Raw genomic sequence first — 15,169 nt, 5'->3', positions numbered from 1 at the left:
TTGGATCTTACCATTGTTTTTTTTCTGGCGTTCATTTTAACATTTATTGGTGCAATGCCTCCTGGAATGTTAAATATGACAGCCGCAAAAATAAGTCTTAAGGAAGGGCATGTTAGAGGTGTGGTTTTCTCAATAGGGGTTTGTGTTATTAATCTCTTTCAGATGTATTTGGCAGCTATTTTTTCAAGATACTTGAGTAAGCATCCTGAAGTTATAAGTGTGTTGAGAGTTATTGGATTAGCAATTTTTATTCTAATTACTATTTACTTTTTTTTTATAGCTAAATCAAACCCTAAACAACAGATTGATCCAAAAATAAAGAGTAAGCATAGTCGGTTTTTTCAGGGCGCATTTTTAGCTGTAATTAACGTGTTCCCCATTCCGTATCACGCGTATGTGACTATTACGTTAGCCTCTTTGGGTATTATGACTTTCGAAAATAGTAATATTATTACATATTTGTGCGGGGGTATCATTGGGACTTTTGTGCCGCTCTATTTATATATATACTTTTTTGATAAGATTAAAAGTAAAACCTTTACTTCTCAGAAAAACATGAACCGTATCATTGGAAGTGTTACTGGTATTATTTCTATTATAACGCTTATCAATATTTTAAACGATGTGTAAGTTATGAAACCAGAAACCCTGAATTTCTTTGATAAAGTTTATGAAGTGGCTAAATGTATTCCTTACGGAAGAGTTACAAGCTATGGAGCAATTGCTATGTATTTAGGAGCGCCAAGAAGTGCAAGAATGGTAGGTTATGCCATGAATGGTTCTTCTGGGAAAGATATTCCTGCTCACCGCGTGGTAAACCGTAAAGGATTACTAACAGGTAAGCATCATTTTGATGGGACCAACCTCATGCAGCAACTTTTAGAAAGCGAAGGCGTAAAAGTGATTGATAATCAAATTCAAGATTTAGATACTTTGTTTTGGAATCCAGCCAAGGAATTAGAATTTTGATCATAATTTTAGCTAGACTTAAAAATGCGCTTTATTATAAGTGGCTTGTTATTTTTTCTCGAAAGCGATCTTTGCTTTGCTTAGCAAGTCTGCGTCATTTTTAAAAAGAACCTGTTTTTAATAGTTGCATTTCCTTTTCAATATGCTCTTTAATTTTATTTATAAGTCGCTCACAGTAAGATGGTTGTTGGTATTTAGCGATGTTGTTTATTTTTAACTTTTTAATGATGCTTTTTTCGTAGAAACACTTTAAAAGCTAAATGTCTAAATAATAGAAAATAGCTATTTGCTATTCATAATTATATTGCAATTTGATAAATCTTATTATAGGCAAAACTTATAACATCTACCATCCGTCTTCCCCTATTATTGCATATCTTTGCTCTTAGAATGATTCTTAATAAAAAACATGAAACTTAATAAACAAGATATATTAAAAGCACTGGAAAGCATTACTGTTCCTGGAGAAGGACAAAATATGGTTGAGAGTGGAGCTGTAAAAAATGTAATTACTTTTGGAGATGAAGTGATTGTTGATATTACTATTCAAAATCCAAGTCTTCAAGCTAAAAAACGTACTGAGGTTGATATTTTAAAAACCATCCATGAGTTGGTTTACGAAAAAGCAAAAATTACGGTGAATGTAAAGGTAGAAACTCCTGAAAAACCAAAAGCTAATGTTATAAAAGGAAAGCCAATTGCAGGTATTCAAAATATTGTAGCAGTAGCATCAGGTAAAGGAGGGGTTGGTAAATCTACAGTAACAGCTAATTTAGCAGTTACGCTTTCGAAAATGGGTTTTAAAGTTGGTGTTTTAGATGCTGATATTTACGGCCCCTCAATTCCAATTATGTTTGATGTTGAAGCTGAAAAACCTTTAGCGGTCAATATTGATGGGAAATCTAAAATGAAACCTATTGAAAATTATGGCGTTAAAGTGTTATCTATTGGGTTTTTTACGCAACCCAATCAGGCTGTAGTATGGCGTGGGCCAATGGCGGCAAAGGCATTAAATCAAATGATTTTTGATGCGCATTGGGGCGAACTAGATTTTTTACTTCTAGATTTACCACCAGGCACTGGAGATATTCATTTAAGCATTATGCAATCATTACCAATTACTGGTGCAGTAGTAGTTAGTACACCTCAAAATGTTGCATTGGCAGATGCTAAGAAGGGAGTAGCTATGTTCCAGCAAGATAGTATTAATGTACCTGTTTTAGGGATTATAGAAAATATGGCGTATTTTACACCTGCCGAATTGCCAGATAATAAGTATTTTATTTTTGGTCAAGAGGGAGCTAAAAATTTAGCTGAAGATTTGAATGTGCCGTTTTTAGGTGAGTTACCATTAGTTCAAAGCATTAGGGAGGCTGGAGATGTAGGTCGCCCTGCAGCATTACAGACTGCAACGCCTTTGGAGCAAGCTTTTGAAAAATTAACTCAAAATGTGGTTCAAGAAGTAGTAAGACGAAATGATGATTTACCACCAACCGAAGCAATTAAAATTACAACTATGGCAGGTTGTTCAGCTGTTAAAAAATAAGATATGACATCAGAAGAAGTAAAAAACAACGTGCTTAAAGCTCTTGATGAGATTCGACCTTTCTTGCAAAGTGATGGAGGTGATATTACATTATTGGGTATAGAAGATAACGACACGCTAGTTAAGGTGCAATTAAAAGGCGCTTGTGTAGGCTGTAGCGTTAACCAAATGACACTCAAGTCTGGGGTAGAAATGACTATCAAAAAATACGTGCCCCAAATTGAGGAAGTGATTAATATAGATGCTTAATTGGTATTATTTTAAATTCCTACTAAAATAATAGACAAACCTGTTTCAAAATACTTTTTAAAGTTTAAATTTGTGGCACAAAAAAAGATGTGCTTTATCTTGAAGTATAAAAATTTAATAATGGAAGATATTAATATCAAAATAACAGATAGAGATGGTGTAACTCACGAGATAGTTGCGCCAACCGATATGGCTATGAATCTTATGGAGGTAGTAAGGTCTTATGAGCTTGCTCCAGAGGGCACTATTGGTGTTTGTGGGGGTATGGCTATGTGTGCTTCCTGCCAATGTTATGTAAATAGCGATACAGAGTTACCGGAAATGAGTGATGATGAAGAGGCCATGTTATCTGAAGCTTTTGATGTAAAAGATAATAGTCGTTTGGGTTGCCAAATACAAATGACTCCTGAAATGGAAGGGCTAGAAGTTGAATTAGCTCCAGAAAGTTAATTTTTATTTATTCTAAATAAAGGTTATATTTGCCCGATGCAAATCGAAGATACCCCAATATATCCCTATCAAATTAAGCAAACTACGTTTTGTAAATATGTTTTAACTACACCTAATAAGGAAATCAATTTAAATTTCCCTCAAGTGTTGGAGTTAAGACGTAAATTGAATGACTTAACAACTTTTGATTCTTTAAGCAGCATTATAAATACTGATAATTTTGTATTGCTTTTTGTTGCAGATAGGCAACATCTTGTCTATTTAGATATTCCGCAGTTACTGAAACTTCAAGAAGAAGTCATGTCATTTTTTTATAGTCCTGAGATGATTTTAGTTTAATACTAAGCTTATTTAGATTTTTTTTAAATTTCAATATCCGTTTTTTCGATTTCCTTTTATCGTAACTTTGTTAAAAACCGGAGAGTTATGAATACAACAGCTATTAGAAAACAAATGTCCATTCATCCAGATGTAATGGATTTATTAAATAATCAGATTGCCATGGAAATGAAAGCTTCTGCTTCATATCTGGCAATGGCATCTTGGTGTGATCAACGCGAACTACTTAATAGTAAATCATTCTTTTATAAACAAGCGGAAGAGGAGCGAGAACATGCTATGAAAATTTTCGTCTTTATTAATGATAATGGTGGCGCAGCAGTTTCTCCTAATGTTACTCATGTTACTAATGATTTTGAAAGCTTAAGAGGTATTTATGAAAAAGGTCTTGAACAAGAAATAGGGGTAACAGAATCTATTTTTAAAATATTTAAAGCAGCTAGAGAAAAGAATGATTATACTTCAGAAGTATTCTTACAGTGGTTCATTGCCGAGCAATCCGAAGAAGAAGATACTTTTAGAAGTATTATTGATGTGTTTGGTTTAATGGAAGGTATGCCATTAAAGATGATTGATGAAAGATTGCCAAAAGAATAAGTAGAAAGATTTTGCGATAAATATAAAAGCTCAAGGATAATAATTATCCTTGAGCTTTTATATTTTATTTTAGTTAGTAGGTTGATAATTAAACCAATCGAACCATACTTCTTTTTTTGATAATACTCCAGAAGTTGTGCCATACATACCGACATAAGTACCATTAAAGCCCCAAGCAATTTCATCACCAAAATGTGATAAGTCTTGTGTGTTTCCTATTTGTTGTAGCTGGTTTTGGTTTGAACCAAAATAGAATTTTGCTTTTATACCTTCGCCTAAAATTTTAAAAACAACATTATTACCTTTATAGGGAACAGTGGCGATAACCTCTTCAATCCCTCTTTCATTATTAATTTCTTTTGCGGTTGATTTTAACAGTACAATTTCGTTTTTCCGCATTAAAAGTTGATAATGTACTGAAGATTTTCGATACAATGCCAAACCTGCTTTTTCATTTACTTTTCCAGACTTAAAAGTCATTGCTGCTGAGGCTTCAAAATTGTGATGCTTCACTCTTCTGGCAATGAAAGAAGGATTTTTCCATTCGCTTAGGGTTTCAGGTTTTAAGGTTATTTTGAGTTTGCCATTTTGCTGAGAGTAATCCTTTAAATCAGGTGTTCTTAAAAAATTCCATTCCAAATCTAAAGTTTCAGCAACGAAGTCATCTAATTTTGGAATTTCAACTACTGGTGTCCAAGGTAAATTAGGCCGTTTTTGCTCTGTTTGTACTAAGCCTTTTCCTGGATTGTAAATAAGTGTTACTCCACTTTCTTGTTCGGTAATATCTACTTTTGCTAAAAATGTTTCTCTAGCTAAAACAGAATATCCATCAACGGGTCTTTTAGCCAACATTACACTCCACCAATCACCATTTTGTGTTTGTACCAAGTCTGCATGCCCTGTTTGTATAATGGGGTAGGTATATCCTAAATGACGGTGAGTTAAAATAGGGTTTGCATGATTAGGAATGTATGGACCCCATAAATTTTTACTATTGAACATTGTAACTGCATGAAATTCGCTGGTGCCGCCTTCTCCAATAAGTAAAACATATTCTCCATTTATTTTATACAAATGTGGACCCTCTGCCCAACGAGCATTAGACGCATGACCATAAGTCAACATTTTTTTTTCACCAAGTAATATACCTTTATCGGGGTTAATTTCTTGCATCCAAATACCATTTTTACCTGGCCATGATTTTGATGCATTATCAATAAGTCCAGCACCAGTGTAATAGCATTTATCATTCTCCCAAAATAATGAGGGGTCAATTCCTGGTGCATCTCTTATCCACATAGGATCACTCCAAGGGCCAGTAGGATCTTTAGCCGTTATGATAAAATTTCCTCGTTGCTCAACCATTGTTGTAATTATATAGAATGTACCGTTATGGTATCTAATTGTGGGTGCAAAAATTCCATTAGAATTCTTAAGTTTATCTTTATATATAATTTGATCAGGTCTGTGTAATCCATGTCCAATTTTTTGCCAGTTTACTAAATCTTTACTTTTATGGATAGGTAAACCAGGAAACCATTCAAAGCTAGAATTCACCATATAATAAGTGTCTCCAACACGGCATATGGAAGGATCTGGATAAAACCCCGATAAAATTGGATTCTTAAACGTTTCAGGAGCGCTTTGAGCTATTAGATTTATAACTAAAAGCCCTATTGTAATTGTCATTATAAATTTTTTCATTTATTTTGGTGATATTTTTATTTTTAACCCATCTAAAGTAAGCTGAATTGCTACTGTTTTTTCCGAATTCGCTAGGTCTTTACTCTTCATTATAGGTAACGCTAGAAGCCTACGTTTAAGACAATTGTTAATAGTACCAAGAATGCCCTATTGATCAGACTCTTTTTTACTCTCTGCAAATTCAGATTTGGTATTTCTATTTCTGCTGAAACTAAATCGTGCTAAATACTGATCTCCAGCCCACCAAGGTTTACCAGGATAATTTTTTGATAAATGCTGCAGCCCCCAGCTTAAAGCTTCTGTTGGATGTTTATCATTATCTAAAGTGGTGACCAAGCCCATGGCTGATGGTACCTGATTTACATAGGACATGATTTCAAAATTAATACCATCCGGCGCATACTGAATGGTTTGTCTTTCAGGACCGTCGGCAGAAGATACCATGGCAATACCATCCATGTATTTCCATACGCAGAGTTCATGGCCACTGTGTGTAATAGGGTTGTATTCTGATTTCACATAGGGCCCTGTAATATTATCAGCGATTGCAACACCCCATCGAATTTCACGTCCGCCAGCAGTATTTCTTTCTCCCATGCGCTCACCTTTGTAATATAAATAGAACTTGTCTTTATAATATAGCAAAGTTGGATCATGAACTTTCTGACTATCAAAACTACCTTGTGATTTTACAGCAAACCTACTATCTTCTTCTCCAAGCCATTCACCATCCTTTGAAGCTTCTAAAATAGGAGTCGCTAGTCGTTTCCAAGGACCATTTGGACTATCTGCAATAGACATCCCAACAGTATTAAAAGAACGATTTAAGTAAGGAAATTGAATACACTGATATACCAAATAATACTTCCCTTCATGCGCTAAGATTTCAGGAGTAAAAACAGACCTATCATCGTATTCACCTTTTGGGCCAAAGGTTACAGCAACGCCTTGTTCTTTCCAAACCCAACCGTCTTTTGAAGTGGCGAACCAAATTTCAGTTTTATCCCAAGGGAATACTTTTTTTTCTGGGTCTCCAGTACCAAATCCATAAGTTTTTCCAACAGATTTTGAATACCATGTGTAATACAAGTCATTTACCTGAATGACCATTGTAGGATCACGACGAATAACACCTTTTTCATAACCCACATCACCTTTTAGTTCATGATTACGAAATGTGCCAAACCACTCTTCATTTTTATGGTAATTATTTCTGAGCGCTCTTTTGGATGCTGAACTCATTTTTTCAGGATTCCCGATCGCTAAGAAATCGTAATCCTCTTGAGTGTATTGCTCTGAAATGATTTCAGAGGAATCAACTTGTTTTTGTTCTTTGCAAGAAAGCAAAAGTATAGTGAAACAAAGGGTAATAGTTAGTGATTTCATTTTATTTAGTTTAGGATGTTAAATTTAATCATTCCAATGTTTGTCAACAATAGCTTGAATCTCAGGATACGATTCATCAGTTTCATTAAGGGCTTCTCTTTGTTGTTTCAATTCTTCCTTAAGTTGAGCAATAATCTCTTTGTATCTTGGATTATTATATAGATTGTGCAATTCTTCAGGGTCGTTTTTTAAATCATAAAACTCCCAGGTGTGTGGTGTTTCGCGCTCAATTCCAAAATAACTCTTAGCCCAGTAATGTTTTCCAAATTCAGATTCTGGTAAATAGTGCTTGCCATAATAAAACATCAATTTATAGTCTTTTGTTCTCACACCAAAATGCGCTGGTACGTAGTGATGGATAATATGCATCCAATATCTGTAATATGTTGAGGTTCTCCAGTCTGTTTCTTCTTTTCCTTGTAAGGTATTAATGAAACTTTTGCCCTGCATATAATCCGGTGTTTTTCCCCCAGCAAGCTCAATCATCGTAGGTGCATAATCCGTGTTGTTGATAAGCAAATCAGTTACGCTTTCCGGTTGAATCATTTTAGGATAGTGCATAATATAAGGCATGCGCATAGATTCATCATACATCCATCGTTTATCCTGTAAATCATGTTCACCAAGCATCATACCTTGGTCTCCTGTGTAAATGATAACCGTATTTTCCCAAAGGCCTTCAGATTTTAAATAATCGAAGAGTCTCCCCAGATTATCATCTACACCTTTAACGCATCGTAAATAACGCTTTAAATAATCTTGATAGGCTACATGAGCCGAATTCGAGCGCCCTTTTAGGCTGTCTTCATGAAAAAACTTGTTGTAATTGCGATACATATGTCTGTCAGAGACGGATGTGCCTATATAATTAATAAGTGAATCGTTTTTGCCTCGAGTACCCTCAGATCCCCAATTCGGTTGATAGTATAAGCTTGATGGCTCAGGAATTTCAGTGTCCGCCAAAAACTCTTCATACCTTGGTGGATACTCGAACATATCATGTGGCGCCTTATAATGGTGCAACAAAAAGAATGGTTTAGAGGTGTCACGGTTTTTTAGGTAATCAATAGAGGCATCCGTAATTACATCTGTAGAATGTCCTGTTGTTTTTACTTCATTCTTATGCCATTCACCTTTACCTTTTTCATAAAATGAAGGATTAAAATATTTTCCTTGACCCGGTAAAACTTTGTAGTAATCAAAATTTGCTGGTTCCTTTTTTAAATGCCATTTCCCAATTATAGCCGTAGAATAACCAAGTTTTTTTAATTCAATGGGCAAATATTGCTTATCTACATCCAATTCTTGATCTAAATCAAGAACGCCATTGGTTTGTGGATACTGACCAGTTATTATAGACGCTCTACTTGGTGTACAGATAGAGTTAGTACAAAAGGCATTTTCAAATCGTATTCCTTGTTCTGCTAGCTTGTCTAAGTTAGGTGTTAGGTTTAATTCTGAAAGCCTGCCGCCATAAGCTCCAATAGCCTGTGATGTATGGTCATCAGACATGATATAGATGATGTTTGGTTTCTCTTTTTGAGCAGCTGCTAAAAAAGAGAAAAAAAATAACAGTAAGGGTACAAATATTCTTTTACACATAATTATATGGTTAAATAAATTAAAGCTTTTTATTTTGTAGACTCTTATATAATCTATTAAGGTAGTTCTTTCTTCTTTAATCTTTAGACATGCTGTTTTATTTCTTTTAAAATGAATTTGTTGGCGGTATTCTTAGTGAAGGACAGGAGTTATCTTCAAATAAACATCTTTAATATTTAGGGTTTTAATACGATGGAAAAAAAGTTAAAGTAAAAACTGTTGGTTTCTCCAAGTTTTATAGAAGTATGAAAAGAGCTCTTAAACGAGGTGTTCATTTTGCAGTTAAACCTGAGAATAAGAATCATAGTCTTTTTGAAGAAAGGCTTTTTATAAGATTTACTTACAAAGGTGCGAAAAGAAGATTGATTTATAAACCTGACCCAAAATCTGAAACTGGATATTCTAAATCAAAAGAGCAATATTGGGGAAATTATATTAGTTATTTAGAAAAGACCAATCGTGTAATGAAACCTATCAATGGAGATGATACAATAAAAAAACAATATTCAAAATTTTGTCCAAACTTCGGAAAGGAAATGAAAAAGGTATACAAAGAAATAGGCGAAAAAGCAGCTAAAATTTAAGTGACTTTCTCTTTTTTTCGAGAGTTTTCTCAAATGCGCTATAATGTGGAAATATGGTTCCGGTTTAATGAACTATATCGAATGTTAAACGAAGTTACTATTTTTTTTAACAAAATCAAGGTTTGAATTTCCATTGAAACCGCTAATTCACCACCATACCAAAAATACTTTTTTTAGGGTACCACTTTTAAATTTTATCCAAAATAATGTAGAATAGTGTTGCTCAAAATAGTTTTTAGTTACAGTTTTGAATTTATTAAAATTCAGCCATTTTATATTTTTATGAGGTGTTATTAACCAGTCTTTTTTAACGGGAATATAAAATTTACACTGAGTAAAATTTTCTAAATCTTTTTGATTGATATAAAATCCAACAATACAGTCATTATTTAAAGTTCTAAGTTGAATCTCAGTATTAGAAAACGGTACAAATAATTGTGCTTTAAAATATACTTGTTGTGACATAGACGAAGCTCTTAAACCTAATTTATCTAAATACGGTTTGCAACTATCAGAATAGATTAGAGGTAGTTGTTTTTCTTTGAGTTTATTTAGTTTTTCAATTAAAGAATCTTTTCTGTTCGGGCCAATAAAATGTTCAATTTCTGTATTGCCACCGGTGTCATCGTACAAGTAGAACTTATAAATAATTTCTAAATGGATAGGTTGTTCGTCTTTCAAAAGTAAACAATCCAATTCCCCTAAAGTTAATTTGTCTTTTTGAATTTGAACGTTTTCCGCAAGTATCGATATTTTTTTTTGTTGCTGTAATTCAAAAGACACTAAACGCTCAATGTATTTACCTAGTCTTAGGTTGTCTTCAATTAAAATATCAAATTTTGAAGGCCTAGAATCGAGTTCAAATTGGTTTAAGCCAAAAACGGTATCGTTTTGCCATAAATATGGTGTCTTTAGAAAGCCTTCATATCGTTTTTGAGGGTGGTTAATCATTTAAGAATTTAATCTGTTCTATAATTTTCTAACTTTGTAGGCCCCTCCAAAAGTATTCTCACAACCTGTAATGTACCGTCTTCTCTGGTGGCAATTTGCCATTTAATTAATGATATGGCGCCGTTTTCAATTTCAATCCCTGTAATGCTTCTTGGATGCACACAGCTACCATCATTAAAAAAAGCAATGTCTCCTGGTTCGGGAAAACGAGGTCTATGGGTATGTCCAACTACAGTCATTATATTGTTATTTTCGGATATCCATTTTTTGGTTCTGCGTTCTACTTTAATCAGTTCTTTATAATTTTTCGCAGGACTTGTTGGGTCTGCAATCCCCATAACATTTAAGGGCTTCCAAAGGATTCTAACCATAAACCGGCTCCATTTCCAAAATATATAATTCCACCAATCGGCTTGATGGCCATGAGTTAAAAACAATTCTTGCCCCGTTCTGCAGTGTTTTAAAACAAGGCCTTCATGGAATTTTATATCTGTAAATAGGGCTTGATTTTCTCCTGTTTTGTGCTCGAAATATGTAGAAAGGTGTTTTTTTACAAAGTTTGGATCCCTGTAAACCATGTCATGATTTCCCCATATCATGTGCAATTTGTTTTCCTCATGAAATTGTTTCATAAGCAAGTAAACATTTTTATGGGCATTAAAAATAGAGCTGAATGAGAGGTTTTCCCAAAGTTCATCGCCATCGCCTAATTCACAATACTGGAAACCTTCTGTGTAATAATGTTTTAAAGCATGGAAATAGATATTTCGGTTGTTTGCAAAATCGTCTGCAAAACTATTATCACCTCTATGGCAATCGCTAAATAGTACGAACTTGCTATCATCATCAAAATCAATGATTTTAGCCGTTTCATACGCTTTATTTAGCCTTTTTTTAGAGGAAAACATAGCGTAAATGTAAACAAAATATCATAGTAAGAATGAACTCTTCAGAAGTAAAAATATTCTAAAAAAAATTAATCACTTAGCTTTTCTAAAGCTTCAGGGATAAGTCTTTCAACAAATTTACCATAAGCTTTTTCAGAAGGGTGCAAGCCATCTGAAGCCACTAGGTTCATATCAACTAGTCCATTTCTTGTTATGTCTGTAATGTATACATAACTAATGTTGTTTAGGCTACAGTAGGATTCTGCAAAATCATTATACTTGTCTATACCCTCAGAAATAGTTGTATTCCCCCTTCCAAAAGGAGTGTAAGCATAATCGGGGATAGATACTACAATAAGGTTTGTTTTATCTCCTTTAGCTTTTGTAATAGCTGTATTCACTAGTTTTGGAAATTCAGATTCATAAATAGAAAAAGGACGCCCTTGAAATTGATTGTTTACACCAATTAGTAAGGTGACTAAATCAAAATCTTTTTCTGGATTTTTAGTTTCAATAGCTGAGATTAAGGATGAGGTAGTCCAACCCGTTTTGGCAATAACTTGCAGTTTAAACTCCATACTGTCGTTAAATTTGGATATCAGGTTGCTTTTTAATTGTTCAGGAAATTTACAAGCCTCGCATACGCTTTCTCCAATAGTATAGCTGTCGCCTAATGAAAGAATTTTATATGTTTTCTTGTTTTCTTCATTAGTTACTGTTGGTTCTTCAGTGGATTCTTTATCTGTTTCTTCTCCCTCTTCGGTTTCAGTTTCAGTTTCAGTTTCAGACTCAGTTTTTTCTTCTTCTTCTTCTTCTTCTTCTTCTTCTTCTTCTTCTTCTTGATTTTGTTCAGTGTCCTCAATAATTTCAGAATTCTCAAGGCCTACATCAACTTCAGTATTCCCAGTACATCCAAACCATAAAAAAACACCTAAACTAATATATAGAAAGGCAAGTCTCATTTTCATTTTTTTATTTAAAGATAAGGCTTTGTCATTAAATTATAAAATGAAAAAAGCGCTTCAACTCTGAAACGCTTTTAATAATTACTATTTTTTAATAGGGATGAATTATGGATTTGTGGTCCACAAAGAAGCGCCTTTCAACATAGCTCTTCTTGGTAATTTTAAGCCAGCAACAATCAATTCTGCAAAATCTTCGGGTTGTAAAATGTGTTCTGAACCTTTTTCCATCATATCTAAACCAAGTGTCATGTCAGTCTCTATAGTGCTTGGTGTTAGTGTATTTACTCTAATATTGTTTTTCCTAACTTCTTTCATTAAAGATTCTGACATACCAATAACTGCAAATTTTGAAGCAGAATATCCCGATATATTAGGGTTGCCATTTAAACCAGCGGTCGAAGATACATTAATAATATCGCCTTCATTTTGATTGATGAGATGAGGTAATACTTCTTTAGTTACATAATACATGCCCATTACATTTACCTGTATCATAGCGCTCCATTGCTCAACAGGCATGTCATTGAATGATCCTACTGTGCAGATTCCTGCGTTATTTACCAAAATATCTACTCCACCTAAAGTATCTATTAAATTTTTAATACTTGGTTTTACATCTTCATAATTTCCAACATCAAACACAGCATAAGTAGCTTTTACACCTAGAGCTTCGATTTCAGAGACAACTGCTTTTAATACCTCTTCTGTTCTTCCCGTTATAGCGACATCAATACCCTCTTTTGCAAATGCTAAGGCCGTTGCTTTTCCCAGACCTCTGCCGCCACCAGTTATGATGGCTTTTTTATTTTTTAGATTACTCATTTTTCTGATTTCTAAATAGTATGTATTACTCCTCTGTCCAATAGTCCATCACAACTGCATCAGCAAAAAGCGGCGCATATTTATTAACTAGCTCAATATGCGCTTTATGAAATAAGTATTGTTCTCTAGCATGTTCGTCTTTAAAAGTGATTACAAACGAATGTGTTAATCCTTTGTCATGCTTTTCAGTGCTATCATTTTCACCCCATTCAAAATTTGCTATAGCAGGTATTTCATTTTGAAGATTTACAAAAGCCTGCACAGCTTCTTCAACTTGAGCTTCAGTGGCTTCATCTTTGTATTTTAAATGAACAACATGTTTGATTACTTTGCCTTTTCTGTCGATTTTAGGTGCAACTTTATAGCTGGCTATTTTATGTAAATCCATTCTAAAAGATCCTGCAATAAGGAAGTTATCATCGCCTATTTTATGCGATCTCAAACCGTAATAAATAGAGAAACCCGTTTCTAAATAATTTATTGGGCTTAGAATACCTTCTTTATCCAATTTGAGCAATTGAATACTAGCATCATCTCTTGTTCCCACTGCCAAAACAGCTTCGTTATTATCAGTTGAAACAATTTCAATTCTGGTTTGTCCTTGTAGTTTTGTGTTTTCATCATCTTTTAAAACAAAATGTGGGATTAAAGCCCCTTTTTTATTCACTTTAAAAACACTAACACCATCACCGTGATAAACAAAGTCTGGTCTTTTAATAAAACCACCTCTCTTGTAATATTTATGATGTCTGTGACCAACCACCACATAATGATTTCCATCTAAAGTTGCACCGGTTACGGGGTATGCACCAGTTAAATATCTGTCGGTGGTATTGTCACTAATATTATTGACGTTTTTGAAATTACCGTTTTCATAAACTCTAAAGCTGCTTACGCCATTATCTTGAAATCCGCTTGTGTATAAAAAGGTCTTACCGTTAATTTTATGGACAAACATGCCAATAATACCATCGGTATGGATATTATCATCGTCTTTTATTGACATAACATGGTCTAGTTTTCCATCATCTTGTATTTTAAAACAAGTTAAGCCAGGTGTTTTTTCTAAACCACCAACAAATAGATATGATGATTTTTTCATGTGAACCACTTGTAAAGTAATGGCAACACCAATGTGCGTTTCATCAGTGTCTTCAACTAGTGCAACCCGCTCCAATGAACCGTTATCTAATATTTTAAAAGTCTCAACTACATTGCCATGTTTGTTTCCAATGAATAAAAAATCGGTACCGTTAATATTGTCAGCAACCATACCTCTAGCAGGTCCTTTTTTCATGTGTAATTCATGATTACTAATTGGGGTAAGTATCCCATCTTTATTTAAACTGTAAACATCGACATTGCCTATACCGCCGGCATATACATAATGAGAACCATCTTTTTCATAACTTGTAACAGAAACCGTGTTTTTACCAGATATACCCTTGAAATCTTTTCGATATAGCATTAAGTCTTCAGAAGTCTGCGCTAAACAGAGTTGAGATATAAACAAAGTGCTTATTAAAATGTAACGTTTTATAATGTTCATGTTTTAAACTTTTAAGATTATTCTAGAATTACTTTAGCTCCTGTTTGTGCTGCTTCTCGGTCTTGATCAATTGAGCCCCCACTTACGCCAATAGCTCCAATAACGGTACCGTTTTCGTCTATAATAGGTACACCTCCAGGGAAGGTTATTAATCCGCCGTTTGAATGTTCTATATTATAAATAATACCTCCAGGTTGTGTTAATTCCCCTAATTTTCCTGTGTCTATATCAAAATAACGTGCTGTTTTTGCTTTTTTTATGGCTACGTCAATACTTCCTAAGTATGAACCATCCATACGGATAAATGCTTTTAAGTTAGCACCTGCATCAACTACAGCAATATTCATTTTGGTTCCTTGATCTTCAGCTTTCTTTTTTGCTGCTAGTAAAACTTCCATAGCTTCTTCATGCGTAAGGTCGTTTGAAATTTGCGCCTGAGCCGAGAAAAAACTTATCACAAAAAAAAGGATGCAAATAGATAATTGTGTTTTTAAATTCTTCATTTAAGATAGTCTTTTGAATTTTGCCCAAAGGTCTTATTTTAAAATTTTAGAAAGGTTGAACTTGTT

Annotated in this window: 17 protein-coding genes; 8 read left to right on the top strand and 9 right to left on the bottom strand. The window is 34.0% G+C overall.

Going from position 1 to position 15,169, the window contains the following annotated elements:
- The 7 genes from Q0857_RS01390 (at nt 1) to Q0857_RS01360 (ending at nt 4,150) form a co-directional block, all read left to right on the top strand.
- On the top strand, nt 1–630 hold the full coding sequence (locus tag Q0857_RS01390; protein ID WP_298531047.1) for a LysE family transporter: 630 nt from the start codon (nt 1–3) through the stop codon (nt 628–630).
- Between the two features lie 3 nt (nt 631–633).
- Complete coding sequence (locus Q0857_RS01385) at nt 634–969, top strand: MGMT family protein (RefSeq protein WP_298531044.1); 336 nt, start codon at nt 634–636, stop codon at nt 967–969.
- A gap of 409 nt (nt 970–1,378) precedes the next feature.
- Nucleotides 1,379–2,515 carry an Mrp/NBP35 family ATP-binding protein gene (locus Q0857_RS01380; RefSeq protein WP_298531042.1) on the top strand — a complete coding sequence of 379 codons (1,137 nt, stop codon included), beginning with the start codon at nt 1,379–1,381 and terminating at the stop codon, nt 2,513–2,515.
- A 3-nt stretch (nt 2,516–2,518) separates the two neighbouring features.
- Complete coding sequence (locus Q0857_RS01375) at nt 2,519–2,764, top strand: NifU family protein (protein WP_298531040.1); 246 nt, start codon at nt 2,519–2,521, stop codon at nt 2,762–2,764.
- Between the two features lie 120 nt (nt 2,765–2,884).
- Nucleotides 2,885–3,214 carry a 2Fe-2S iron-sulfur cluster-binding protein gene (locus Q0857_RS01370; protein ID WP_298531038.1) on the top strand — a complete coding sequence of 110 codons (330 nt, stop codon included), beginning with the start codon at nt 2,885–2,887 and terminating at the stop codon, nt 3,212–3,214.
- Between the two features lie 36 nt (nt 3,215–3,250).
- A complete protein-coding gene (locus Q0857_RS01365; RefSeq protein ID WP_298531035.1) occupies nt 3,251–3,553 on the top strand; it encodes a hypothetical protein in 303 nt (100 codons plus the stop codon).
- A gap of 87 nt (nt 3,554–3,640) precedes the next feature.
- Nucleotides 3,641–4,150 carry a ferritin gene (locus tag Q0857_RS01360; protein WP_298531031.1) on the top strand — a complete coding sequence of 170 codons (510 nt, stop codon included), beginning with the start codon at nt 3,641–3,643 and terminating at the stop codon, nt 4,148–4,150.
- Between the two features lie 69 nt (nt 4,151–4,219).
- Here the strand turns inward: Q0857_RS01360 and Q0857_RS01355 are convergent, their stop codons facing one another.
- The 3 genes from Q0857_RS01355 to Q0857_RS01345 form a co-directional block, all read right to left on the bottom strand.
- Entirely contained in the window at nt 4,220–5,854 is a 1,635-nt protein-coding gene (locus tag Q0857_RS01355; RefSeq protein ID WP_298531028.1) for a glycoside hydrolase family 43 protein, read from the bottom strand.
- A gap of 147 nt (nt 5,855–6,001) precedes the next feature.
- Entirely contained in the window at nt 6,002–7,240 is a 1,239-nt protein-coding gene (locus Q0857_RS01350; RefSeq protein ID WP_298531025.1) for a glycosyl hydrolase, read from the bottom strand.
- A gap of 24 nt (nt 7,241–7,264) precedes the next feature.
- A complete protein-coding gene (locus tag Q0857_RS01345; RefSeq protein WP_298531023.1) occupies nt 7,265–8,842 on the bottom strand; it encodes a sulfatase in 1,578 nt (525 codons plus the stop codon).
- Nucleotides 8,843–9,087: 245 nt separating this feature from the next.
- Between Q0857_RS01345 and Q0857_RS01340 the strand changes: the two genes are divergently transcribed.
- Nucleotides 9,088–9,426: a hypothetical protein gene (locus tag Q0857_RS01340; protein ID WP_298531020.1), complete on the top strand. Its 339-nt coding sequence runs from the start codon at nt 9,088–9,090 to the stop codon at nt 9,424–9,426.
- 147 nt (nt 9,427–9,573) lie between these two features.
- Here Q0857_RS01340 and Q0857_RS01335 read toward each other — a convergent pair whose 3' ends face one another.
- The 6 genes from Q0857_RS01335 to Q0857_RS01310 form a co-directional block, all read right to left on the bottom strand.
- Nucleotides 9,574–10,377, bottom strand: coding sequence for a DUF1853 family protein (locus Q0857_RS01335; protein ID WP_298531017.1), 804 nt, complete (start codon nt 10,375–10,377; stop codon nt 9,574–9,576).
- 8 nt (nt 10,378–10,385) lie between these two features.
- Complete coding sequence (locus Q0857_RS01330) at nt 10,386–11,285, bottom strand: metallophosphoesterase family protein (RefSeq protein ID WP_298531014.1); 900 nt, start codon at nt 11,283–11,285, stop codon at nt 10,386–10,388.
- Between the two features lie 68 nt (nt 11,286–11,353).
- Nucleotides 11,354–12,226, bottom strand: a complete 873-nt coding sequence (locus tag Q0857_RS01325; protein WP_298531012.1) for an SGNH/GDSL hydrolase family protein — start codon at nt 12,224–12,226, stop codon at nt 11,354–11,356.
- Between the two features lie 108 nt (nt 12,227–12,334).
- Nucleotides 12,335–13,051, bottom strand: a complete 717-nt coding sequence (locus tag Q0857_RS01320; protein WP_298531009.1) for a 3-ketoacyl-ACP reductase — start codon at nt 13,049–13,051, stop codon at nt 12,335–12,337.
- Nucleotides 13,052–13,076: 25 nt separating this feature from the next.
- Nucleotides 13,077–14,600 carry a Dabb family protein gene (locus Q0857_RS01315; RefSeq protein WP_298531007.1) on the bottom strand — a complete coding sequence of 508 codons (1,524 nt, stop codon included), beginning with the start codon at nt 14,598–14,600 and terminating at the stop codon, nt 13,077–13,079.
- Between the two features lie 17 nt (nt 14,601–14,617).
- Nucleotides 14,618–15,103, bottom strand: coding sequence for a heme-binding protein (locus tag Q0857_RS01310; protein ID WP_298531004.1), 486 nt, complete (start codon nt 15,101–15,103; stop codon nt 14,618–14,620).
- Between the last annotated feature and the right edge of the window lie 66 nt (nt 15,104–15,169).

Source organism: uncultured Algibacter sp. (genome assembly GCF_947495925.1).
Classification (GTDB): Bacteria; Bacteroidota; Bacteroidia; order Flavobacteriales; family Flavobacteriaceae; genus Algibacter_E.
The sequence above is the reverse complement of the archived record's forward strand: the minus strand, read 5'-3'. Positions and strand labels throughout refer to the sequence as shown.